Origin of the sequence: Hymenobacter fastidiosus, from assembly GCF_039539565.1 — a bacterium.
GTDB classification, from domain to species: domain Bacteria; phylum Bacteroidota; class Bacteroidia; order Cytophagales; family Hymenobacteraceae; genus Hymenobacter; species Hymenobacter fastidiosus.
In genome coordinates, this window is the sequence record NZ_BAABDJ010000015.1 from 75601 (window position 1) to 96234 (window position 20634).

The window sequence follows — 20634 nt, forward strand, 5'->3', positions numbered from 1 at the left end:
AATCGGCTTCCCGTTTATGCTGCCACGCGTCCCCAATGAGCCCGCCGAGCAACGCCGTGGGCAGCAGCTGCTTTTCGTGAGTCTGCTGTTTGCCCTGCTGCTCAACTTCCCCCTGCTGTCGGCCTTCGACCACGGCGGGCTGGTGCTGGGCATTCCCACGCTCTACCTCTACGTGCTGCTGATCTGGCTGCTGCTGGTGCTGCTCACGGGCTGGCTGGTTAGGGTAATTAATAATTAACAATGAGCAATTCCTGACGCCCCGGCCCCGCTTGCTTCCGGGTAGTAACGGCCAACTATCTACTGAATTCTATACACTAACTTCTGACTCTTCCTGAACGGAATTGCTCATTGCTCATTGGTAAGTAGGTCGTAAAAATTACTTGGCAATAAAAAAAACGTCATGCTCATCTGGCGTCCGCGAAGTCGAAGCATCTCTACCGCTTCATCAGGTCCGTTCAGCGAAGCGTAGAGATGCTTCGACAGGCGGACGCCAGATGAAGCATGACGTGCTGATAAGTCAAACTAATTCCTTCGGCCTACTTAATTGCTCATTGCTAATTAAAAAGCATGTCCAAACTGCTCGTCATCGGCTTTTCCCTGGGCTACCTCGCGCTGCTGTTCGGGGTGGCGTATGCGGCGGAGCGGCGGGCGGGCTCGGCGCGGCGGAGCCTGGTGAGCAACCCCTACGTGTATGCCCTGAGCATGGCCGTGTACTGCACCGCCTGGACGTATTATGGCTCGGTGGGGCGGGCGGCGCACTTCGGGCTGGAGTTCGTGGTCATCTACCTGGGCCCCACGCTGCTGGCGCCGGCCTGGTGGCTGGTGCTGCGCAAAATCATCCGCATCTGCCGTTTGCAGCGCCTCACCTCCATTGCCGACTTCATCTCGGCCCGCTATGGTAAAAGCGCGTCGCTGGGGGCTTTGGTGACGGTAGTGAGCGTGCTGGGAATTATTCCCTACATCTCGCTGCAGATCAAGGCCATTGCCGCTTCCTTCGATATTCTCACCCGGGAAACGGCCACGCTGGCTGACGCGGCCGGGGGCGGGGCGGCGGCGGCGGCGGCGGGGTCGGCGCTGTATACCACCGTGGCGCTGGCGTTTTTCACCATCATCTTCGGGGTGCGCTCCATCGAAGCCACCGAGCGCCACGAAGGCATGGTGCTGGCCGTGGCCCTGGAAAGTCTGGTGAAGCTGGTGGCGTTTCTGGCTGCCGGCCTGTTCGTGACCTACTACCTGTTCGACGGCTTTGCCGACGTATTTGCCAAGGCCTCGGCCGTGCCCGAGCTGCAGCGCCTGTTCACGCTGCACGGCACCGGCACCGGCGCGGGGCAGTGGCTCACGCTGCTGCTGCTGAGCATGGCCGCCATTCTGCTGCTGCCCCGGCAGTTTCAGGTGTCGGTGGTGGAAAACGTGAATGAGGACCACCTGCGCAAGGCCATGTGGCTGTTTCCGCTCTACCTCATCGTCATCAACCTGTTCGTGCTGCCGCTGGCGTTCGGGGGCCGCCTGCTCGACGGCGGCGGCCGGCTCGACGCCGATACGTTCGTGCTGGCCCTGCCGCTGCAGGCCGGGCAGCCCTGGCTGGCCCTGCTGATTTACCTGGGCGGGCTGTCGGCGGCCTCGTCCATGATTATCGTCGAAACCATTGCCCTGAGCGTGATGATGAGCAACCACCTGCTCATGCCGCTGCTGGTCCGGATTCCGGCGGCCCGGGCGGAGGGGCCGCGCTGGTTTGCCTACCTCGGGCAGATGGCCCTGCAAAGCCGTCGGCTGGCCGTGGTGCTGGTGCTGCTGCTGGCCTACGGCTACTACGCCGCCGTGGGCCATCTGCTGCCGCTGGTCAACATCGGGCTGGTGTCGTTTGCGGCGGTGGCGCAGTTTGTGCCGGTGGTGCTAGGCGGATTGTACTGGAAGGGCGGCACCCGGCAGGGGGCCACGGCGGGCATCCTGGCCGGCTTTATCATCTGGTTTTTTACCCTGGTGCTGCCCACGATGGTGGGCCCCGTGCTGCCCGACTCAGTGCTGACGCAGGGCCTGTTCGGCCTCAGCGGGCTGCGGCCCTTCGCCCTGTTTGGCCTCGAAGGACTCGACTACCTGTCGCACGGCCTGTTCTGGAGCTGGTTTTTCAACGTGGGCCTCTACGTGGGTATTTCGCTGGCCCGCCGCCCCTCGGCCCTGGAGCAGCGCCAGGCCGACGTGTTCGTGGACGTATTCCGCTACCGGACCGTGTTCGAAGGCCCCGCCGGCTGGCAGGGTGCCGCCCCGCTGCCCGACGTGCGGGCCCTGCTCGTCGGCTTTCTGGGAAAAAAACGCGCCAGCCAGGCCCTGAACGCTTTTGCCAACCGCTTCCCCGAAGCCCACCCCGACCAGGACGTGGCCCCGCCCGCGGCCGACCCACGCCTGCTGGCCTACGCCGAGAAGCTGCTGGCCGGCAGCATCGGCCCCGCTTCGGCCCGGCTGCTGCTGGCTTCGGCGGTAGGGGTGGAGGACATCAGCTTCGACAACGTGGTGGGCATTCTGCGCGAGTCGCAGCAGGTGCTGGAGGCCAACCGCCAGCTGCAGAAACAGTCGCGCCAGCTCCAGCGCCTCACCGACCAGCTCCAGGGCGCCTACGACCAGCTGCAGGAGCTGGACCAGCGCAAGGACGAGTTTCTCTACACCGTGACCCACGAGCTGCGCACCCCGCTCACCAGCATCCGGGCCCTGTCGGAAATCCTGGCCGACAACCCCGATATGGACGAGGAGGAGCGCCACCGCTTTCTGGGCACCATCATCAAGGAATCGGAGCGGCTGAGCCGGCTGATTGCGCTGGTGCTGGACCTGGAAAAGTACGAGTCGGGGCAGGCCACGCTGGACACCGAGCTGCTCGACGTAGCCGAAATCCTGAACGACGCCATCGAATCAGTGGGGCAGCTGCTGCGCGACAAGCACATTCAGCTCGACGTGGTGGTGCCGCCCGGCCTGCCGCCGCTGCCCGGCGACCGGGACCGGCTGATGCAGGTGCTGGTGAACCTGCTCTCCAACGCCATCAAGTCCTGCCGCTCCGACGGGGCCGGCCGCATCGGCGTGGGGGCCGCGGCCGGGGCAACGGCCAACACCATCCGGATCAGCATTCAGGACAATGGCAAGGGCATCGACCCGGCCTACCACCAGCTGATCTTCGACAAGTTTTTCCAGGCCAAAAACCAGACCACCCGCAAGCCCGAGGGTTCGGGGCTGGGGCTGGCCATCACCAGGAAAATCGTGGAGCTGCACGCCGGCCGCATCTGGGTGGAAAGCCAGCCCGAGCAGGGCGCCGTTTTCTCCTTCGAACTGCCAATTTTTAATTAGTAATTGAGAATTAGTAATTAAGAATTGCCCGAACGACTCTGCGGACCTCTGCGCATGCCTCCGCGGTCCTCCGCGGGAACCGACGTCAGAACCACCCCAACTACCCTGAGCCATGAAACAGCCCCACATTCTCATTGTCGATGATGAGCCCAACATCGTCATGTCGCTCGAATTTCTGATGCGCAAGAGTGGCTATCGGGTCAGCATTGCCCGCAACGGCACCGAGGCCCTCGACGCCGTGGACCGCACGCCCTTCGACGTGATTCTGCTCGACATCATGATGCCCGACGTGGACGGCTACCAGGTGTGCCAGCACGTGAAGCAAAGCCCGGCTCACCAGGCTACTAAGGTGATTTTCCTCAGCGCCAAGAGCAAAGAGGCCGACATCGACCGGGGCTACGAGGTGGGGGCCGACCTCTACATTCCCAAGCCCTTCAGCACCCGCCTGCTCATGGAAAAAGTGAAGGCGCTGCTGGCCCCGCCGGCTTAGCCGGCCGCTTTTCCACCCGCCGTTTTTCCACCCTGCTACCTGTTCCCGCCATGGCTACTCCCGCCCGTACCTACGCTGAGTCCCACGCCGCCAGCCTTGCCGACCCCGCCGCTTTCTGGGCCGCTCAGGCCCGGCAGCTGCCTTGGTTCCGGGAGCCGCAGGAAACCCTGAGCCAGGACGACAACGGCTTCGACCGCTGGTTTCGGGGCGGCAAGCTCAACACCTGCTACCTGGCCCTCGACTACCACGTGGAAAACGGCCGCGCGGCCCAGGCGGCGCTGATCTACGATTCCCCGGTTACCAACACCAAGGCCTGCTACTCCTACGCCGAGCTGCTCGACCTGACGGCCCGCTTCGCCGGCGGCCTGCGCGACCTGGGCGTGTTGCCCGGCGACCGGGTAATTATCTACATGCCCAACGTGCCCGAAGCCGTGGTGGCCATGCTGGCCTGCGCCCGACTCGGGGCCGTGCATTCCGTCGTCTTCGGCGGCTTTGCGCCCCACGAGCTGGCCGTGCGCATCGACGATGCCCGGCCCCACGTTATCATCGCCGCCTCGGGCGGCCTGGAGTCCGATAAGGTGGTGGCCTACAAGCCGCTGCTGGATGCCGCCATTGCGCAGGCCGACTACAAGCCCGCGCATACCGTCATTTTCCAGCGTCCCTTTGCGCCGGCCGCCCTGCAGCCGGGCCGCGACGTAGACTACGAGGAGCTGCTGAAGGCCCCCGCGGCGGAGTGCGTACCCGTCCGGGCCACCGATCCGCTGTATATTCTCTACACCAGCGGCACCACCGGCAAGCCCAAGGGCGTCATCCGCGACAATGGCGGCCACGCCGTAGCTATGCGCTACAGTCTGGCGGCCGTCTACGGGCTGGAGCCGGGCGAAGTCATTTTCGCCGCTTCCGATATCGGCTGGGCCGTGGGACACAGCTATATTGTGTATGCCCCCCTCATCACGGGCTGCACCACGGTCCTGTTTGAGGGCAAGCCCGTGCGAACCCCCGATGCCGGCACCTTCTGGCGGGTGGCGGCCGAGTACGGGGTCAGCGTTATCTTCACGGCCCCCACGGCTATCCGGGCCATCAGGAAGGAAGACCCCGAAGGCCGGCTGGTCCGCGACTACGACCTGAGCCGTCTGCGCTACCTGTTCCTGGCCGGCGAGCGGTGCGACTCCGCCACCTACGACTGGGCCGCGAGTAGTCTGGGCGTACCGGTTATCGACCACTGGTGGCAGACCGAGTCGGGCTGGCCCATGCTGGCCACGCTGATTGGCCTTGACGAAATGAGCCCGCCCCGCGCCGGCAGCGCCGGCCACCCCGTGCCCGGCTACGACGTGCAGATCCTGGACGAAGCCGGGCAGCCCGTGCCCGTCGGCACCCCCGGCCTGGTAGCCGTGAAGCTCCCCTTGCCGCCGGGCTGCCTGCCCACGCTCTGGCAGGACGACGCCCGCTTCCGGCGCGGCTACCTTGATACGTTCCCCGGCTACTACCTCAGCGGCGACGGCGGCTACCAGGATGCCGACGGCTACTTCTTCATCATGGGCCGCGTCGACGACGTAATCAACGTGGCGGGCCACCGCCTGAGCACCGGCGAGATGGAAGAGCTGCTGGCGGCCCACCCCGCCGTGGCCGAATGCGCCGTGCTGGGCATTGCCTGCGACCTGCGCGGGCAGCGTCCCGTGGGGCTGGTGGTGCTCAAAGACGGGCAGATGATTGGCGAGGAGCAGCTGGAGCAGGAGCTGGTCAGCCTGATCCGGAATATGATTGGCGCCGTGGCCAGCTTCCGCAACGCCCTCATCGTGAAGCGCCTGCCCAAAACCCGCTCCGGCAAGATTCTACGCAAAACCCTGCGCCACCTCGCCGACGGGGAGGAGTTCACCGTTCCTTCCACCATTGACGACCCGCTGATTCTGGATGAAATCCGGGAACGGCTGCACGAGCGGGGCGTAGGGCTGGCTTTCAGCCGGGAGTAGGACTAGAGTTAATAAAGTTAGGGTTAGTTCCCCTTCTCAGATGAGGAGGGGTGGTTGAAACGTCAGAACGAATCTTCAGATCTACAACTTCCAACCCTGACTTTTTAACTCTAGCCAACCACCCCGGCCTTCGGCCACCCCTCCTTGAAAAAAGGAGGGGAGCTTGTAGCTCTAAAAAAAACTGTAGAAAAACACTTTCAACCCTCAACCCACCACCATGCCCGCAGAACATCCCCGCATCCATTCCTTCGCTGAGTACGAAGAAACCTACCGCCGCAGCGTCGAGAATCCTGAGCAGTTCTGGGCCGAGATGGCCGAGCCTTTCACCTGGCGCCGTAAGTGGGACACGGTGCTGAAAGCCGACCTGGTGGGCGGCCACAACGAGTGGTACAGCGGGGCCAAGCTCAACATCACCGAAAACTGCCTCGACCGCCACCTGGCCAAGCGCGGCAACAAGCTGGCGTTGATCTGGGAACCCAACGACCCCAAAACCCGCCAGATCCGCTACACCTACCGCGAGCTGCACCAGCACGTGTGCCAGTTTGCCAACGTACTGCTCAACAACGGCGTGGAGAAGGGCGACCGGGTGTGCCTCTACCTGCCCATGATTCCGCAGCTGGCCATTGCCGTGCTGGCCTGCGCCCGCATCGGGGCGGTGCACTCGGTTATCTTCGCCGGCTTCTCCGCCACCGCCATTGCCGACCGCGTGAACGACGCCCAGGCCACCGTGGTGCTCACGTCGGATGGCCTCAACCGGGGCCCCAAGCAGATTCCGGTGAAGCGCGTGGTGGATGAAGCCCTGGAACACTGCCCCTCGGTGCGCCGCGTGATTGTGGTGGAGCATATCGGCTGGCCCGTGCACATGCAGGAAGGCCGCGACGTGTGGTACCACGAAGAAGTGAAGGAAGCCAGCAAGTCGTGCCCGGCCGAGGAGATGGACGCCGAGGACACGCTCTTCGTGCTCTACACCAGCGGCAGCACCGGCAAGCCCAAGGGCGTGGTGCACACCACCGCCGGCTACATGGTGTGGGCCGACTACACCTTCCGCAACGTGTTTCAGGTGCAGGAAAACGACGTGTACTGGTGCACCGCCGACATCGGCTGGGTCACGGGCCATTCCTACCTGCTCTACGGCCCGCTGCTCAGCGGCGCTACCACGCTTCTGTTCGAGGGCATACCCACGTACCCGGATGCCGGCCGCTTCTGGGAAGTCATTGACAAGCACGGCGTGAACGTATTCTACACCGCGCCCACGGCCATCCGCAGCCTGATGGCCACCCCGCTCGACAACGTGCTGAGCTACTCGCTCGACTCGCTGCGGGTGCTGGGTACGGTGGGCGAGCCCATCAACGAGGAAGCCTGGTACTGGTACTACCAGCACGTGGGCAAGGAGCGCTGCCCCATCGTGGACACCTGGTGGCAGACCGAAACCGGCGGCATCATGATTTCGGCGCTGGCGGGTATCTCGCCCCTGAAGCCCACCCACGCGGGCCAGCCCCTGCCCGGCGTGCAGCCCGTGCTGCTGACGCAGGAGGGGAAGGAAATCGAGGGCAACGACGAGGAAGGCTACCTGGCCATTAAGTTTCCCTGGCCCGGCATGATCCGGACCACCTACGGCGACCATGAGCGGGCCCGCCAGACCTACTTCGGCCCGTATCCCGGCTACTACTTCACCGGCGACGGCGCCCGCCGCGACGAAAACGGCCTGTACCGCATCATCGGCCGCGTCGATGACGTGATAAACGTGAGTGGCCACCGCTTCGGCACGGCTGAAATCGAGAATGCCATCAACCAGAATGCCAACGTGGTGGAAAGCGCCGTGGTGGGCTACCCGCACGACGTGAAGGGCCAGGGCATCTATGCCTTCGTCATCTGCCGCGACGGCGCCTGCAACTCCGAGTCGGACAAGCCCCACGTCGAGGCCAGCATTATTGAAACCATCGTGGCCGAAATCGGCAAAATCGCCAAGCCCGATAAGATTCAGATTGTGTCCGGGCTGCCCAAGACGCGCTCCGGCAAAATCATGCGCCGGATTCTGCGCAAGGTAGCCGAGGGCGAAACCAGCAACCTCGGCGACATCACCACCCTGCTCGACCCGGGCGTGGTGGAGGAAATTATCCAGGGGAAGAAGTAGCCAAAGGGCTTACGCGCAGTCGCGCGGCACAGCCGCGCGACTGCGCGTAGATTATTCAGGGCAAAAAGTGGGCTGACTTGCTTCTGCTTACCTTACTAATCCGGATGGCAGCGGAACTCCCAGCTGTCATCCGGGTTTTTTGAAATAAAATCACCCCCGATTATGCAGACTATCACGCTTTGCGCTCACTTTGATGGGCAGCAGACTCGCCTGGATGAGCCCTTCGGGCTGGCCCCGGCAACGAGCTGATAGTAATGAAAATGCCATCGGCAGAAACCCGAAGCCGGGACCAGCAGCTGGCCACCGACGTAGCGGCCGGGCAGCTTGATGCGCTGGCCGAAGAAGCCTTGCGGGATTTGCGCGAGGGCCACACTACGCTCCACCGGTGAAGCATCGGGCGTCGCCACGCTTCTGGCAGGCTTACAAACCTTACATAACCCAAGTTGCGGAGTACGGACCAGCAGCCCGGAGGGACGAAATATCGGTAGCGAAACGGGCCGGGAGTCGTACCAAAGCCCCAGCGGGGCGACACCTCGTTCAACGATTGGTGCCGCCCCGCTGGGGCTTTGGCAGCCTTGTACTGGGTGTGACTACCGATATATCGCCCCTTCGGGGCTTCTGTTCGATACTCCGCAACTTGAGTTACCTATAAAGAACACTACCATGAATATTGAGCTGGGACAGGAAGCTGATGACCGTTGGCTGGCCGAAGTGCCGGAATTGCCAGGCGTACTGGCCTATGGTAGCACCCGCGAGGTAGCGCTGCTCCAAGCGCTAGCCCTGGTCTTGCGGGGCATTACCGAGCGGCTGGAGCATGGCGAGGCTGTACCAGAGCTGACGGCCCTGTTCGCGGTAGCGGCATGAGTTAGTGGCTTGCGGCCAAGGCCCGGCAGGTGCTGGCAGTCCTGCTGCGGCTGGGCTGATACCTGAGGCGGCAGTCGGGCTCGCCCCGTACGCTTGGGCGCGAAGGCTGGCCTGATTATGTTTTTTCATCCCTTAAAATACGCAAGTCTCCATGTTGCGTAAGTGCTATATTTTTTAAGAAAAACAATAAAACAGTTTGCGTAAATGGGGGGGAGAGCTACATTAGCTACTGTTCCACTGCCCTCTTCACTACCGCTATGAAGACGAACAACCTACCCGCCCCCACCCTCCGGGTAGCGCGGCTCGTGGCCTTACTGACCGCCGCCGCCCTGAGCCTGTCGGCCTGCCGCGACCAAGAGAAAGAGTCCTTGCCTGACCCCTGCAAAGGGCAAAAGGCCAACCCGCTCACGCTGACCTTCACGGAGGCGTTTGGCACGCCCACCCCCGACACGGCCTACAACGACCAGCCGATGGCGTTTGAGGGACCCGAAAAGCCCTACACCAGCTACCAGTGGCTCATCGGCCCCGTCGATGAGCGCACGGGCCGCCGCATCGGCGTGAGCTTCGACGACCAAACGCTGGGCTCCATTCCCGTGCGGCTCATCGCCACGCGCCCGCCCAACCTGGCCTGCTTTCCCAAAGACGACGGGGTGGACACGCTCACCAAAACGTTGACCCTGGTGCCCAACGATGATTTGCGGGCCCCCATCTACGGCAAATTTCAGGGTGCCAACCTGGACGCGCCCGCCGACACGTTCAGCGTGCGGATTTACTCCGGGCCGGATTGGCAATTTCCCGATAGTCCCAAGCCGCTCGATTATCTAGTCGGAATTCCGAAAGGGTGCCGGGTGCCCTATCGTAATATTGGTATTACCTGGCGGGGTGTTAGGGCTACTAGTGGTGGCTGTTCAAGTATCCCTATCAATAAGGGCTACCTGACCACCCGCGACAGCATCCGGCTTGAGTACCGGGCGGAGGTTTCGCCCACCATCATCGACCGGGTTTTCGTCGGCAAGCGGGTCCGCTAGCCGTTATTTTCCACCTTTTTTTTCGGTTGTATGCGTTTTTCTACCCTTTTCGGGGTGGGGCTGCTCGCTGCAGCCCTGGCCGGCCCGGCGCGGGCGCTCGCGCAAACCTACCCCTGCCCGCCCGTGGGCATTCGTACCGATCCGGCCAATGCGGCCGACCCAAGCGGGAAAATCAATACTTTCAACTGGTACTACGGCGACTACCAGCCTTTGGTGTACGGGGGCACCATGTACACGCTCAATAGTCCGTTTCCCGGGGTGAGTCAGCCCTACCTTGACTTGCCCTGGCTTCAGCCGGGCAACGCCGTGATGGACCGCTTCCAGGGGCGGGTCGATACGCCCGGCGACGGGTGGGAGCTGATTCGGCGCGACTTGGGCTACAAAGATTCGGGGGCCCCGTCTCAAACGACCAACCCCCTGCTGATTATATACAACCGCCGCACCAGCGTGTTGCGCGTTTTCACGGCCGTGGGCGACATTCAAAACAATTTCCAGTTCGCGGAAATTAAGCGGAGATTTGGCGAGGCACAATATAAGGCTGGTACTCTACCCCATGATTTTTACAGGTATCTGATAGCGAGCAACTTGCTTGATGAGCCAATCCAATAAGGCTTCGACCATTCGGGCTAGCCTGGTTCGGGCATCGGTGGCGGGGCGGGTGAGTTGGCGCACGATATTCAGGCCATGGCGGCTCAGGCTCGTAGCCCGATAGCCGTGGTTTTTGTGCGCCACTGGCGTACGCCGGTCCGCCGCCTGGCCCACGCTCAGGCAAAAAACATAGGCCAGGCTGACCAGCGCGACGAGTTTGCGCAGCTTGTCGTGCGAGCGCAAGTGGCTGTTTTCCAGGTTGAATCCCCGGCCTTTCAGGTTCTGAAAGCACTGCTCTATCGTCCAGCGCTTGGCGTAGAACTGCCCCAGCGAAGTCAGGCCGGCCGTGCCAAAGAGAAAGAGAAACTTCCCTTCAGCCAGGGCCTTGACCCAGACTTGCCCCCAGACGCCATCGACTTGCACGTGGGCCAAGCGGCGCACCTGCCCCACGGCCATCCCCAGGTCCGCAATGGCGCGACGGCGGCCGCTCTGCTCGGTCAGCAGGTGGTGCTTGGGCAGGCGCATGACAAAATTCAAGCCGCTGTCTTTGAGCTACTTCAGCCAGACATGGCCCACAAATTCGCGGTCGCCCAGCACCAGGCCAATCCGCTCGCGGCCCAGCAGGGCCACGCAGGCCTCGAGCACGGCAATGCGCTGGGCCGCGTTGGAGTTGCCGCTGCGATTGTCGAGCAGTTCCCAGTAGAGCGGCACGTGCCACGCGCCGCAGCCCACGGTGACGAGCAGGATGTTAACCTGACACTGGCCGAAGTCCCATTCGGTGCGGTCCAGACACAGGCGCAGCTTGCCGGTGGCCGGTAACAAGCTGACCAGCAGCTGAACCAACACCAGGTAGTCGAGCTCCACGTCGCGGAAGAAGTTCTGAATCCGGGTTTCATTCGAGGTGGGCTTGGCGGCATCGTTCAGGTGCTGGGCCACTTCGCAGAAGTGCACGTTGCGGCTCTTTATCAGGCCGATAACGAATTGCGCGACGAACTTTTGCCGCGACAGATGGCCCACCAGGGGCACGTGCTGTAAAACGGTCGTAATTTTGGCGATGAGGCGTTGCTTCACGGGGCGGGAGTGGCTTTTAGGTGTTGGAACCACAAAGGTCGGCCCGCCCCGGTTTAGCTGGCAACCCCTTCAAACAGGCAGCAGAGGGTTCTATTTGCCCGTAAACAGTTGCTTATCAAATAATTGAAAAATCGTGGGGTAGAGTAGCCCAAAGCTGCCGCCCAAAATCACTAATTGTCCTCACGCCCTAGCCGAAGTGCCGGAATTGCTAGGCGTACTGGCCTATGGTAGCACCCGCGAGGTAGCGCTGCTCCAAGCGCTAGCCCTGGTCTTGCGGGGCATTACCGAGCGGCTGGAGCATGGCGAGGCTGTACCAGAGCTGACGGCCCTGTTCGCGGTAGCGGCATGAGTTAGTGGCTTGCGGCCAAGGCCCGGCAGGTGCTGGCAGTCCTGCTGCGGCTGGGCTGATACCTGAGGCGGCAGTCGGGCTCGCTCCGTACGCTTGGGCGCGAAGGCTGGCCTGATTATGTTTTTTCATCCCTTAAAATACGCAAGTCTCCATGTTGCGTAAGTGCTATATTTTTTAAGAAAAACAATAAAACAGTTTGCGTAAATGGGAGAGAGAGCTACATTAGCTACTGTTCCACTGCCCTCTTCACTACCGCTATGAAGACGAACAACCTACCCGCCCCCACCCTCCGGGTAGCGCGGCTCGTGGCCTTGCTGGCCGCCGCCCTGAGCCTGCCGGCCTGCCGCGACCAAGAGAAAGAGTCCTTGCCTGACCCCTGCAAAGGGCAAAAGGCCAACCCGCTCACGCTGACCTTCACGGAGGCGTTTGGCACGCCCACCCCCGACACGGCCTACAACGACCAGCCGATGGCGTTTGCGGCCCCCGGCGCCCCCTACACCAGCTACCAGTGGCTCATCGGCCCCGTCGATGAGCGCACGGGCCGCCGCATCGGCGTGAGCTTCGACGACCAAACGCTGGGCTCCATTCCCGTGCGGCTCATCGCCACGCGCCCGCCCAACCTGGCCTGCTTTCCCAAAGACGACGGGGTGGACACGCTCACCAAAATGCTCACGCTGGTGCCCTGGCGCGACCCGCGGGCCCCCATCTACGGCAAGTTTCAAGGAGCCAACCTGGACGCGCCCGCCGACACGTTCAGCGTGCGGATTTACTCTGGCCCGGACTGGCAACATTCAAGCGCGATGACCAATTATCTGGTTGGTATTCCAAAAGGGTGTCGTACCCCTTATGACCGTATTGGTCTTACTTGGCGGGGCATCGTAGCTACCAGCGGGGGATGTTCAAGTGTTCCTGTCTATAAGGGCTACCTGACTACCCGGGACAGCATCCGGCTGGAGTATCGCGCGCAGGTTTCGCCCACCATTATCGATAGAGTCTTCGTCGGCAAGCGGGTCCGCTAGCCGTTATTTTTCTCTTTTTTTCCCCTGTTGTATGCGTTTTTCTACCCTTTTCGGGGTAGGGCTGCTCGCTGCAGCCCTGGCCGGCCCGGCGCGGGCGCTTGCGCAAACCTACCCTTGCCCGCCCGTCGGCATCCGTACCGACCCGGCCAATGCGGCCGACCCGAGCGGGAAGCTTAACACCTTCAACTGGTACTACGGCGACTATCAGCCGTTGCTGTACGGGGGTACCATGTACACGCTCAATAGTCCGTTTCCCGGGGTCAGTCAGCCCTACCTTGACTTGCCCTGGCTTCAGCCGAGCAACGCCGTGATGGACCGCTTCCAGGGGCGGGTTGATACGCCCGGCGACGGGTGGGAGCTAATTCGGCGCGACCTGGGCTATAAGGATTCGGGGGCTCCGTCTCAAACGACCAACCCCCTGCTGATTATATACAACCGCCGCACCAGCGTGTTGCGTATTTTTACGGCCGTGGGTGACCCGCAGAACAATTTTCAATTCGCGGAAATTAAGCTCAAGTTTGGTCCCGACGCGCCGTATAAAGCCGGTACGCTCAACCGAATGAGTGCCCTGGGCGTGGCGTTGGAAGACACCGAGCCACTCACCAACCCGGAATTCGTTTCCGCGACCCGCTACCTCAACAGCCGCTCCCGCTGGTTCGTCGCCGATTTTCCAATGGACTACGACCCCTGCGTTTGCCAGTTTGGCTCCCGGCTTGACATCAGAGTTAACCTGATTACGCAGGCTGACGTGCAACTGATTGGCAAAACCACCGGCACCCTCGTGTCGATGCAAAACGGGGGTACGGGTACTGCCAGTGGCTCCACCGGGCCCGATATGGACAGAGGTATTCCCTTCATCCGCAAAGCCAATGCTGTGTTGGGGGCCGGCGGAAAGTCTTACGACAACATCAACAAGTTTAGCGGCAAGCTCAAAGGCCAGTTTCCGGCGAAAGCAGCTTCCCTGGATGCCTTGGCCGCGGCCAGCAAAAGCGCCGGCTTCCTCAAGGCGGGCCTGGGGGCGCTGCCATGGGTGGGGGCGGCGGTGAGCATGCTCGACTACTTTATGGGCGGCGGCAAGGACGCCACCGGGCCTCAGGAAGTGCTTATGCAGCCTATGACCATTGAGATGAGCACCACCACCACGGGGACCATCAGCACCAACAACTGGTTCACCAGCTCCTCATTCAACAATCCCGGCACCACCAAGCCTGACCCGGTGCCGGAAAAAATGCCCTACTACAACGAGGCTATGGGCGTGTTCAGCCTGCTCAAGCGGCCCACCGTGGAAATGCAGATGCAGGACACCTGGTTTCAGAGTGGCGGCTACTGGCGCCAAAACTACCGGTATCGGCTGGCCGAAGACTTACAGTACGTGATCAACCCGGCTTCCGGGCTGGAGGTGCAGGATTTTCAGACCGCCCTCGTGCTGGAGATAGTTGGCCCCGCCAGCCCCCGGCCAGTCACCGCCTTTGCCCAGGAAGAAGCGCCAGTCGTGCAGAGCAATGGCGGCTTGACTGCGGCTTTTCGCACCAACTACTTTGATGCCATCTGCATCAAAAATCAAATCTTTAACTACCGTTCGGCCTACGACACCCGCGGCAATAACCTACATGAAAAAGGGGAGCTCACGTTGAAGGTCATCCTGAACCTGCGGCCCATCGGCGGCTCTTCCACCCAGCAGAATGTGCTGTTCGTGGCCCGTTACCCCGTCAACACCATAGATGTCGGTACTGGCTTTCTGACCTTACCCGTCGCGGCCTGCGGTGTGCTGCCCCAAGCCACTCCAGCCACGGTGGCGGCCGTGTGCAACGGCACCCGCTACCGCGCGGCCATCACCCTGCCGCGTCCGGGCAAAGCCGAGGCCGCTTCGGCTCCGCAGCCCGTGCAACCCGATGTGGCACGCCTGCAGGTCTATCCCAACCCGGCTACCGGTGCCGTGCGTTTGCGCTATCAGCTTCCGCTGGCCGGGCCGGTGCGGCTCACCGTGCAGGACAACCTGGGCCGCACCGTGCGCACGGTGCTGAGCCGGGAGCAGCCCGTCGGCATCCATGAAACTACGGTTGCACTGACCGGGCTGCGGGCGGGCATCTATCACTGTATCCTGCAAACGGCCACGCACCGGCAGGTCGAACGGCTGGTTATTGCGGAGTAGTTGCCCCGCACAAAGACAGGAATTGCGCAGTTGGCTAGCCGCAAAGTGGCGGCCCGTTGGTAGTTAGGTAGTCGATGAATTATTCGAGCCGCAAAGCGGCAGCACTTCTGTCCGACGATGAGTTCCGCCGCTTTACGGCACCCGGTTGCCTTTCCGCATCTTACTGTCAATGTGTCGCCGCTTTGCGGCTAGTTCGACAAACCACTTGTGTAAGTCCCACCTTCAACAGAAAATCCCGGCTGGTAGGCTACCAGCCGGGATTTTTTGTGGGGCACAGCCAACGGGTCCTTTAGCTGCTGTAATCGTTGTAGTCAATGTAGCCTTTGGCATGTCTGGCATAAGTCTTTTGCTTGCGGGCAGCTTTCTTGCCCGACGATAGCCAGACCGCCATACCCGCCCCGATGGCGGTGACAGCCGCCAGTTTCATGATCAGGCCCGAGCGGTTGTACTTCCAGTCCATGTCATAGCCTTTTTCGGCCCAGAGGTTCGGCACTTTGCCGTGGGCCAGATCTTCCACGAAGCCTTCTACCACGTTCACGCGGTCGGCTACCACCAGGGGCAGCCAGTGGCGGTAGCGGTTTTCGCTGTAGCCGAAGGCAAAGCGGCGAATCATGCCGCTGAGCCCCTTAGGGGGCTCCGGCGTGCCGAATACGGCCGATACCTGCGGCCGCTCCACCGATTTGAGCAGCTCCACATCGACGGGCTGCAGCGAAGCGGGGCGGTGCTTGCTGTCGGGGTCCTGGCCCACGTTCATGCGGTCCCGCATGGGGTAGGTAGGGTCATTTTTGGGGTCGGCGTCCACGCCCCAGCCCTTGATGCTTTTCGGATCGATGGGCGTATTTACTTTGCTGTTTTCCATGGTCGGCGGCAATTACTGGTTGGCGGTAGGGGGAATCATCACGGTCTTGATGCAGTTGTCCAGCTTGGCGGAGAACATGCGGTAGCCGTCGGCCACTTCTTCCAGCGGAATGCGGTGGGTGATAAGGCCCTTGGGGTTGAGGATGCCGTTCTGCACGTGGTCAATCAGGCGGGGCAGCAGCCGCTTCACCGAGGTCTGGTTGCCGCGCATGGTCAGGCCCTTGTTCATCATGTTGCCGATGGGCACCAGATTATCCGTCGGGCCATATACCCCCACAATGGACACCACGCCGCCCTTTTTCACCGCGTTGATGGCCCAGTGCAGGGCCGTGGCCGAGCCCGCCTGCAGCAGCAGCTTGCGGCCCGTGATGGTCTGCAAGGCGTTGCCCTCGGCCTCGGCCCCTACCGCGTCAATCACGCAGTCGGCTCCCATCCAGTCGGTTATTTTCTTGATGAAGACCACCGGGTCGTTCATCTCCCGGAAATTGTAGGCTTCGCAGTAGGAGTAGCCGCGGGCGAAGTCGAGGCGGTAGTCTTCCTGGTCGATGAGGATAACGCGGCCGGCCCCGAACAGCCAGGCGCAGCGGGCGGCCATAATCCCGATGGGACCCGCCCCGAACACGACCACCGTGTCGCCGGTCTGAATGCCGGCCATTTCGGCGGCCTGGTAGCCGGTCGGCACCACGTCGGTGAGCAGCACGGCATCATCGAGGTCCATATCGGGCGGGATGATGGTCGGCCCCACGTTGGCGTAGGGGACCCGGGCGTACTCGGCCTGCCCGCCGTCGAAGCCGCCGGCCGTGTGGGAATAGCCAAAAATGGCGCCCACGGCCGTGGACTGGGTGTTGGATTCGTGGCAGTTGCCGAACATGCCCTGGCGGCAGAAGTGACACTCGCCGCAGGCAATGTTGAAGGGGACGATTACCCGGTCACCCACTTTTACCTTGGTGACGTCCTTGCCGATTTCCACGATTTCGCCCACGAACTCGTGGCCGAAGGTGGAGCCCACGCGGGTGTCGGGCACGTTGCCGTTGTAGAGGTGCAGGTCGGACCCGCAGATGCAGGTGCGCAGTACCTTCACGATGGCATCCTGGGGATGCTTGATTTCCGGCATTGGTTTCTGCACTGCACGGACCCTTTTCGGGCCCCGGTATTCCATTGCAAGCATAGCGGTTGTGGTTAGTGGAGCGGTAGGACGTTTACTCTGGGCAGTACCGGTAGCTTCGGGTATCTTCGACCCGGCAGCAGCACGTAGCAGTGAGTCTAAACATACTGTTCAATATTTTTAAGGTTTCAGTAAGAGCTGTGCTGTCTGGTAAATTACTGTTGGTCAGTGCTATTGCCGGTATTGATTCCTGCCATCCGCTCCGGGCAGGCTCCGGATTCGCTGATAACTCCTTCCCCCATGCAAAGCCCTAGCTTTTTCCGCCGCGCAACTCACCTTGCCCGTCTGGCCGAGACGCCCGAGTGGGACATCCTGGTCATCGGGGGCGGCGCCACGGGGCTGGGCGTGGCCGTGGACGCCGCCACCCGGGGCTACCGTACGCTGCTGCTGGAGCGGGCCGATTTTGCCCAGGCCACCAGCAGCCGCAGCACCAAGCTGGTGCACGGCGGAGTCCGCTACCTGGCCCAGGGCAACGTGCGGCTGGTGCGCGAGGCCTTGCGGGAGCGGGGCCGCCTGCTGCGCAACGCCCCGCATCTGGTGCGCCGCCAGGCCTTCGTGATTCCGTGCTACCACTGGTGGGAGCAGGGCTGGTATCTGCTGGGGCTGAAGCTGTATGATGCCCTGGCCGGCCGCCTGAGTCTGGGCTCGGCCCGGGCCCTGAGCGCGGCCGAAACCCGGCAGCACCTGCCCGGCCTGCAAACCCGGGGGCTGCGCGGCGGGGTGCTCTACTACGATGGTCAGTTCGACGACGCCCGCCTCGCCCTGAACCTGGCCCAGACCGCCGCCGACCACGGGGCTACGGTGCTGAACTACGTGGCCGTAACGGGCCTGCAAAAAGACGCCGCCGGCCGCCTCGGCGGGGCCACCGTCCGCGACGCGGAAACCGGCCGGGAATACGAGCTGCGGGCCAAAGTAGTGGTGAATGCCACCGGCGTGTTTGTGGATGCGGTACGGCACCTCGACCAGCCCGCGCCGCCCCTGGTGCGGCCCAGCCAGGGGGTGCACGTGGTGCTGCCCCGGGCGTTTCTGCCCGGCGCCGAAGCCCTGATGATTCCGAGTACCCCCGATGGCCGCGTACTGTTCGCCGTGCCCTGGCAGGGCCGGGTAGTGGTGGGCACTACCGATACGCTGGTCGCGCAGGCTGCTACCGAGCCCCGCCCGCTGGCGGCCGAAATCGACTTTATTCTGGAAACCGCCGGCCGCTACCTGGCCCGCCCGCCCCAACGGGCCGACGTACTCAGTACCTGGGCCGGCCTGCGCCCCCTGGCCGCGCCCACGCAGGTCGGGGCCGCCACCAAAGAAATTTCGCGCGGGCACAAGCTGCTGGTCTCGGCGTCGGGCCTGCTCACCATCACCGGGGGCAAGTGGACCACCTACCGCCAGATGGCCGAGGACGTAGTGGACCGCGCCCGCCAGCTCGGCGCGCTGGCCGTTCAGCCCTGCTCAACGGCGGAGCTGCCCATCCACGGTTTTGTGCCAACAGGTTCGGCTGCCCAACCCGCCGAAGCTGCCGATCCGCTGGCCACCTACGGGAGTGAGGCCGCCGCGGTGCGGGATTTGCTGCGCGAAAATCCGGCCTGGGCGGAAGAGCTGATAGTGGGTTTTTCCGGCATTCAGGCGCAGGTGGTCTGGGCCGCCCGCCACGAAATGGCCCGCACCGTGGAAGACGTGCTGGCCCGCCGGCTGCGGCTGCTGTTTCTGGATGCCCGGGCCGCTCAGGCCGCCGCTCCCGTGGTGGCCCGGCTGCTGGCGGCCGAGCTGGGGCTAAGTGAAACCTGGCAGCAGCAGCAGCTTAAGGCGTTTCGGGCGCTGGCTGCCGGGTATGGCTTGCCCTAGCAACGGTGTTGCCGGGCTGTACCCGCTGGCCGTTTCCCTTGCCAACGTGGAGCGCAAGGCTGCTTTCTTCCGTAACTCGCCGGTGCACCGGTTTTTCCCCGCACTTCACCACAGCCAATGATTAACCCCGACGAGTTACCCGTGCCACCCGCTTCAGCCCAGCCGGAAAGCGTGGAAGAATCGATTCTGGAAATGCTCCATATGTTCGATCCGACCACGGCCCTGCACGAGCTGGAACTGCTGGACGAGGAAACCCCACCCGCGCCCGCGCCACCGGCAGGGGACGAACCACCAGCTGAACAGTAGCTCGCCGTAAAACCAAGAAGTCCATCCTGGTCATCAGAATGGACTTCTTTCGCAGAATAAAATTCTGTTTTACAGGGGATTGGCCGGCAATACGGTGCCGCGCACTTCGCCGAAGCCGATGCGCACACCGTCCTTTTCGCAGTAGCCGCGCATGGTCACCGTGTCGCCGTCCTCGATGAATTTGCGCTCCGTGCCGTCGGCCAGGGGCAGGGGTCTGGTGCCTTTCCAGGCCAGCTCCAGCATCGAGCCGAACGAGTCGGGGGTGTGGCCACTGATGGTGCCGCTGGCGTACAGGTCGCCCACCTGCAGGTTGCAGCCGTTGCTGGTCTGGTGGGTGAGCTGCTGGGCCATGCTCCAGTACATGTACTGAAAGTTGGAGCGACACACGGTGGTTTCGGGGCCGTCGGCGGGCTGAATCGTGACTTCGAGGCTGAGGTCGACGTTGTGCTCCCCGGTCTGGCGCAGGTAGAGCAGGGGCTCGGGTTCCTGCACCGGTCCGGCCACGCGGAAGGGCTCCAGCGCGTCGAGCGTGACCACCCAGGGCGACACGCTGCTGCCGAAGCTCTTGCCCAGAAACGGCCCCAGCGGCACGTACTCCCAGCTCTGAATGTCGCGGGCGCTCCAGTCGTTGAACAGCACGAGGCCGAAAATATGCTCCTCGGCGTGCTGCAGCGGCACCGGGTGGCCCAGCTCGGTGGCTTTGCCGCCCACGAAGGCTACCTCCAGCTCGAAGTCCAGCTGCCGGGAAGGGCCGAAGGTGGGCGCGGCGTCGTCGGGGGCCTTGCGCTGCCCGTTGGGCCGGCGGATGTCGGTGCCGCTCACCACGATGCTGCTGGCCCGGCCGTGGTAGCCGATGGGAATGTGGCGCCAGTTGGGCAGCAGGGCGTTGGCCGGGTCGCGGAACATGGTGCCCACGTTGGTGGCGTGCTCGATGCTGGAATAGAAGTCGGTGTAGTTGGCGGGCTTCACGGGGCGGCGCATTTCCACCTCGCGCTGGCGCACCAGGCAGGCGTGCATAGCCTCCTCGTTGTCGCGCAGCAGGATGTTGTCGTGGCGCAGTAGCTCCGACACGCGCAGGCGTACGGCCCGCCAGGTGGGCCGCCCCAGCCGGATAAAGGCATTCAGCGACGAGCGGCGGAACACCTTGGGCTGGGTGGGGATGTCGAGGTCTTCGAAAAAGCCGAACTGGCTCACGGCGTACAGGTCGAGCACGTAGTCGCCGATGGCGACGCCTACCCGGGGGCCGCGCTCCGGCGTCTCGAAGATGCCGAAGGGCAGGTTCTGCAGCGGGAAGTCGTGGCCGGCGGGAATGTCAATCCAGGAGCGGAGCGCGGGGTTGTTCGGGTTGGTCATCGGGAAGAGCTGGGTGGATACGGCGCAAAGGTAAAATAGCCCGCCACATGAAAAGGAAGTCCAGCTAAATAGGGGCGTCGTTTAGGCAAAATCCACCAAAGCATCTACCTTGAGCCGAATC

The 20634-nt window shown here is 62.9% G+C and carries 19 protein-coding genes; 14 read left to right on the forward strand and 5 right to left on the reverse strand.

The genetic code is table 11. From position 1 onward, the window contains the following. Nucleotides 1–16: 16 nt before the first annotated feature. From ABD833_RS09285 to ABD833_RS09325, 9 genes are all read left to right on the forward strand, one after another. Nucleotides 17–238, forward strand: a complete 222-nt coding sequence (locus ABD833_RS09285) for a hypothetical protein (RefSeq protein ID WP_345072529.1) — start codon at nt 17–19, stop codon at nt 236–238. Between the two features lie 329 nt (nt 239–567). Then, nucleotides 568–3330, forward strand: a complete 2763-nt coding sequence (locus ABD833_RS09290; RefSeq protein WP_345072530.1) for an ATP-binding protein — start codon at nt 568–570, stop codon at nt 3328–3330. Nucleotides 3331–3442: 112 nt separating this feature from the next. Then, complete coding sequence (locus tag ABD833_RS09295) at nt 3443–3820, forward strand: response regulator transcription factor (RefSeq protein WP_345072531.1); 378 nt, start codon at nt 3443–3445, stop codon at nt 3818–3820. 50 nt (nt 3821–3870) lie between these two features. Then, the gene (locus tag ABD833_RS09300; RefSeq protein WP_345072532.1) at nt 3871–5790 is read left to right on the forward strand and encodes a propionyl-CoA synthetase; all 1920 of its coding nucleotides are present in this window, start codon (nt 3871–3873) and stop codon (nt 5788–5790) included. A 217-nt stretch (nt 5791–6007) separates the two neighbouring features. Next, the gene (gene acs, locus ABD833_RS09305) at nt 6008–7924 is read left to right on the forward strand and encodes an acetate--CoA ligase (RefSeq protein WP_345072533.1); all 1917 of its coding nucleotides are present in this window, start codon (nt 6008–6010) and stop codon (nt 7922–7924) included. Between the two features lie 260 nt (nt 7925–8184). Further along, nucleotides 8185–8313 (forward strand): hypothetical protein, encoded by a 129-nt coding sequence (locus tag ABD833_RS09310; RefSeq protein WP_345072535.1) that lies wholly within the window; start codon nt 8185–8187, stop codon nt 8311–8313. Nucleotides 8314–8587: 274 nt separating this feature from the next. After that, nucleotides 8588–8788: a type II toxin-antitoxin system HicB family antitoxin gene (locus ABD833_RS09315; protein WP_345072536.1), complete on the forward strand. Its 201-nt coding sequence runs from the start codon at nt 8588–8590 to the stop codon at nt 8786–8788. Between the two features lie 257 nt (nt 8789–9045). After that, nucleotides 9046–9816: a hypothetical protein gene (locus ABD833_RS09320; RefSeq protein ID WP_345072538.1), complete on the forward strand. Its 771-nt coding sequence runs from the start codon at nt 9046–9048 to the stop codon at nt 9814–9816. A 30-nt stretch (nt 9817–9846) separates the two neighbouring features. Further along, the gene (locus ABD833_RS09325) at nt 9847–10425 is read left to right on the forward strand and encodes a hypothetical protein (RefSeq protein ID WP_345072540.1); all 579 of its coding nucleotides are present in this window, start codon (nt 9847–9849) and stop codon (nt 10423–10425) included. Here the strand turns inward: ABD833_RS09325 and ABD833_RS09330 are convergent. Further along, nucleotides 10363–10929 (reverse strand): transposase, encoded by a 567-nt coding sequence (locus tag ABD833_RS09330; protein ID WP_345072541.1) that lies wholly within the window; start codon nt 10927–10929, stop codon nt 10363–10365. The two genes, ABD833_RS09325 and ABD833_RS09330, sit on opposite strands and share 63 nt — an antisense overlap. 27 nt (nt 10930–10956) lie before the next feature. Further along, nucleotides 10957–11475: a hypothetical protein gene (locus ABD833_RS09335; RefSeq protein WP_345072543.1), complete on the reverse strand. Its 519-nt coding sequence runs from the start codon at nt 11473–11475 to the stop codon at nt 10957–10959. 196 nt (nt 11476–11671) lie between these two features. Between ABD833_RS09335 and ABD833_RS09340 the strand changes: the two genes are divergently transcribed. The 3 genes from ABD833_RS09340 to ABD833_RS09350 all read left to right on the forward strand — a co-directional run bounded on the left by ABD833_RS09340 (nt 11672) and on the right by ABD833_RS09350 (nt 14995). Then, nucleotides 11672–11824 carry a hypothetical protein gene (locus tag ABD833_RS09340; RefSeq protein ID WP_345072544.1) on the forward strand — a complete coding sequence of 51 codons (153 nt, stop codon included), beginning with the start codon at nt 11672–11674 and terminating at the stop codon, nt 11822–11824. A gap of 257 nt (nt 11825–12081) precedes the next feature. Then, entirely contained in the window at nt 12082–12843 is a 762-nt protein-coding gene (locus tag ABD833_RS09345) for a hypothetical protein (protein WP_345072546.1), read from the forward strand. A gap of 31 nt (nt 12844–12874) precedes the next feature. Next, nucleotides 12875–14995 (forward strand): T9SS type A sorting domain-containing protein, encoded by a 2121-nt coding sequence (locus ABD833_RS09350; protein WP_345072547.1) that lies wholly within the window; start codon nt 12875–12877, stop codon nt 14993–14995. Between the two features lie 289 nt (nt 14996–15284). Here ABD833_RS09350 and ABD833_RS09355 read toward each other — a convergent pair whose 3' ends face one another. Both ABD833_RS09355 and ABD833_RS09360 read right to left on the reverse strand, forming a co-directional pair. Further along, complete coding sequence (locus ABD833_RS09355) at nt 15285–15854, reverse strand: hypothetical protein (protein ID WP_345072548.1); 570 nt, start codon at nt 15852–15854, stop codon at nt 15285–15287. A 12-nt stretch (nt 15855–15866) separates the two neighbouring features. Further along, complete coding sequence (locus tag ABD833_RS09360) at nt 15867–17021, reverse strand: zinc-dependent alcohol dehydrogenase (RefSeq protein WP_345072549.1); 1155 nt, start codon at nt 17019–17021, stop codon at nt 15867–15869. Nucleotides 17022–17258: 237 nt separating this feature from the next. Between ABD833_RS09360 and ABD833_RS09365 the strand changes: the two genes are divergently transcribed. Next, a complete protein-coding gene (locus ABD833_RS09365; RefSeq protein ID WP_345072550.1) occupies nt 17259–18854 on the forward strand; it encodes a glycerol-3-phosphate dehydrogenase/oxidase in 1596 nt (531 codons plus the stop codon). Nucleotides 18855–18971: 117 nt separating this feature from the next. Continuing rightward, nucleotides 18972–19160: a hypothetical protein gene (locus ABD833_RS09370; RefSeq protein WP_345072551.1), complete on the forward strand. Its 189-nt coding sequence runs from the start codon at nt 18972–18974 to the stop codon at nt 19158–19160. 69 nt (nt 19161–19229) lie between these two features. On the opposite strand, the gene fahA is transcribed toward ABD833_RS09370, so the two are convergent. Next, on the reverse strand, nt 19230–20513 hold the full coding sequence (fahA, locus tag ABD833_RS09375) for a fumarylacetoacetase (RefSeq protein ID WP_345072553.1): 1284 nt from the start codon (nt 20511–20513) through the stop codon (nt 19230–19232). Nucleotides 20514–20634: the final 121 nt, after the last annotated feature.

Excerpts from the sequence above, each read along its gene's own strand:
- ABD833_RS09285 (WP_345072529.1), top strand. The coding sequence starts at position 17 with ATGCTGCCACGCGTCCCCAATGAGCCCGCCGAGCAACGCCGTGGGCAG.
- ABD833_RS09360 (WP_345072549.1), bottom strand. The coding sequence starts at position 17,021 with ATGCTTGCAATGGAATACCGGGGCCCGAAAAGGGTCCGTGCAGTGCAG.
- ABD833_RS09330 (WP_345072541.1), bottom strand. The coding sequence starts at position 10,929 with ATGCGCCTGCCCAAGCACCACCTGCTGACCGAGCAGAGCGGCCGCCGT.
- ABD833_RS09290 (WP_345072530.1), top strand. The coding sequence starts at position 568 with ATGTCCAAACTGCTCGTCATCGGCTTTTCCCTGGGCTACCTCGCGCTG.
- ABD833_RS09300 (WP_345072532.1), top strand. The coding sequence starts at position 3,871 with ATGGCTACTCCCGCCCGTACCTACGCTGAGTCCCACGCCGCCAGCCTT.
- ABD833_RS09350 (WP_345072547.1), top strand. The coding sequence starts at position 12,875 with ATGCGTTTTTCTACCCTTTTCGGGGTAGGGCTGCTCGCTGCAGCCCTG.
- ABD833_RS09320 (WP_345072538.1), top strand. The coding sequence starts at position 9,046 with ATGAAGACGAACAACCTACCCGCCCCCACCCTCCGGGTAGCGCGGCTC.
- acs (WP_345072533.1), top strand. The coding sequence starts at position 6,008 with ATGCCCGCAGAACATCCCCGCATCCATTCCTTCGCTGAGTACGAAGAA.
- ABD833_RS09370 (WP_345072551.1), top strand. The coding sequence starts at position 18,972 with ATGATTAACCCCGACGAGTTACCCGTGCCACCCGCTTCAGCCCAGCCG.
- ABD833_RS09365 (WP_345072550.1), top strand. The coding sequence starts at position 17,259 with ATGCAAAGCCCTAGCTTTTTCCGCCGCGCAACTCACCTTGCCCGTCTG.
- ABD833_RS09295 (WP_345072531.1), top strand. The coding sequence starts at position 3,443 with ATGAAACAGCCCCACATTCTCATTGTCGATGATGAGCCCAACATCGTC.
- fahA (WP_345072553.1), bottom strand. The coding sequence starts at position 20,513 with ATGACCAACCCGAACAACCCCGCGCTCCGCTCCTGGATTGACATTCCC.
- ABD833_RS09345 (WP_345072546.1), top strand. The coding sequence starts at position 12,082 with ATGAAGACGAACAACCTACCCGCCCCCACCCTCCGGGTAGCGCGGCTC.
- ABD833_RS09355 (WP_345072548.1), bottom strand. The coding sequence starts at position 15,854 with ATGGAAAACAGCAAAGTAAATACGCCCATCGATCCGAAAAGCATCAAG.
- ABD833_RS09325 (WP_345072540.1), top strand. The coding sequence starts at position 9,847 with ATGCGTTTTTCTACCCTTTTCGGGGTGGGGCTGCTCGCTGCAGCCCTG.
- ABD833_RS09315 (WP_345072536.1), top strand. The coding sequence starts at position 8,588 with ATGAATATTGAGCTGGGACAGGAAGCTGATGACCGTTGGCTGGCCGAA.
- ABD833_RS09310 (WP_345072535.1), top strand. The coding sequence starts at position 8,185 with ATGCCATCGGCAGAAACCCGAAGCCGGGACCAGCAGCTGGCCACCGAC.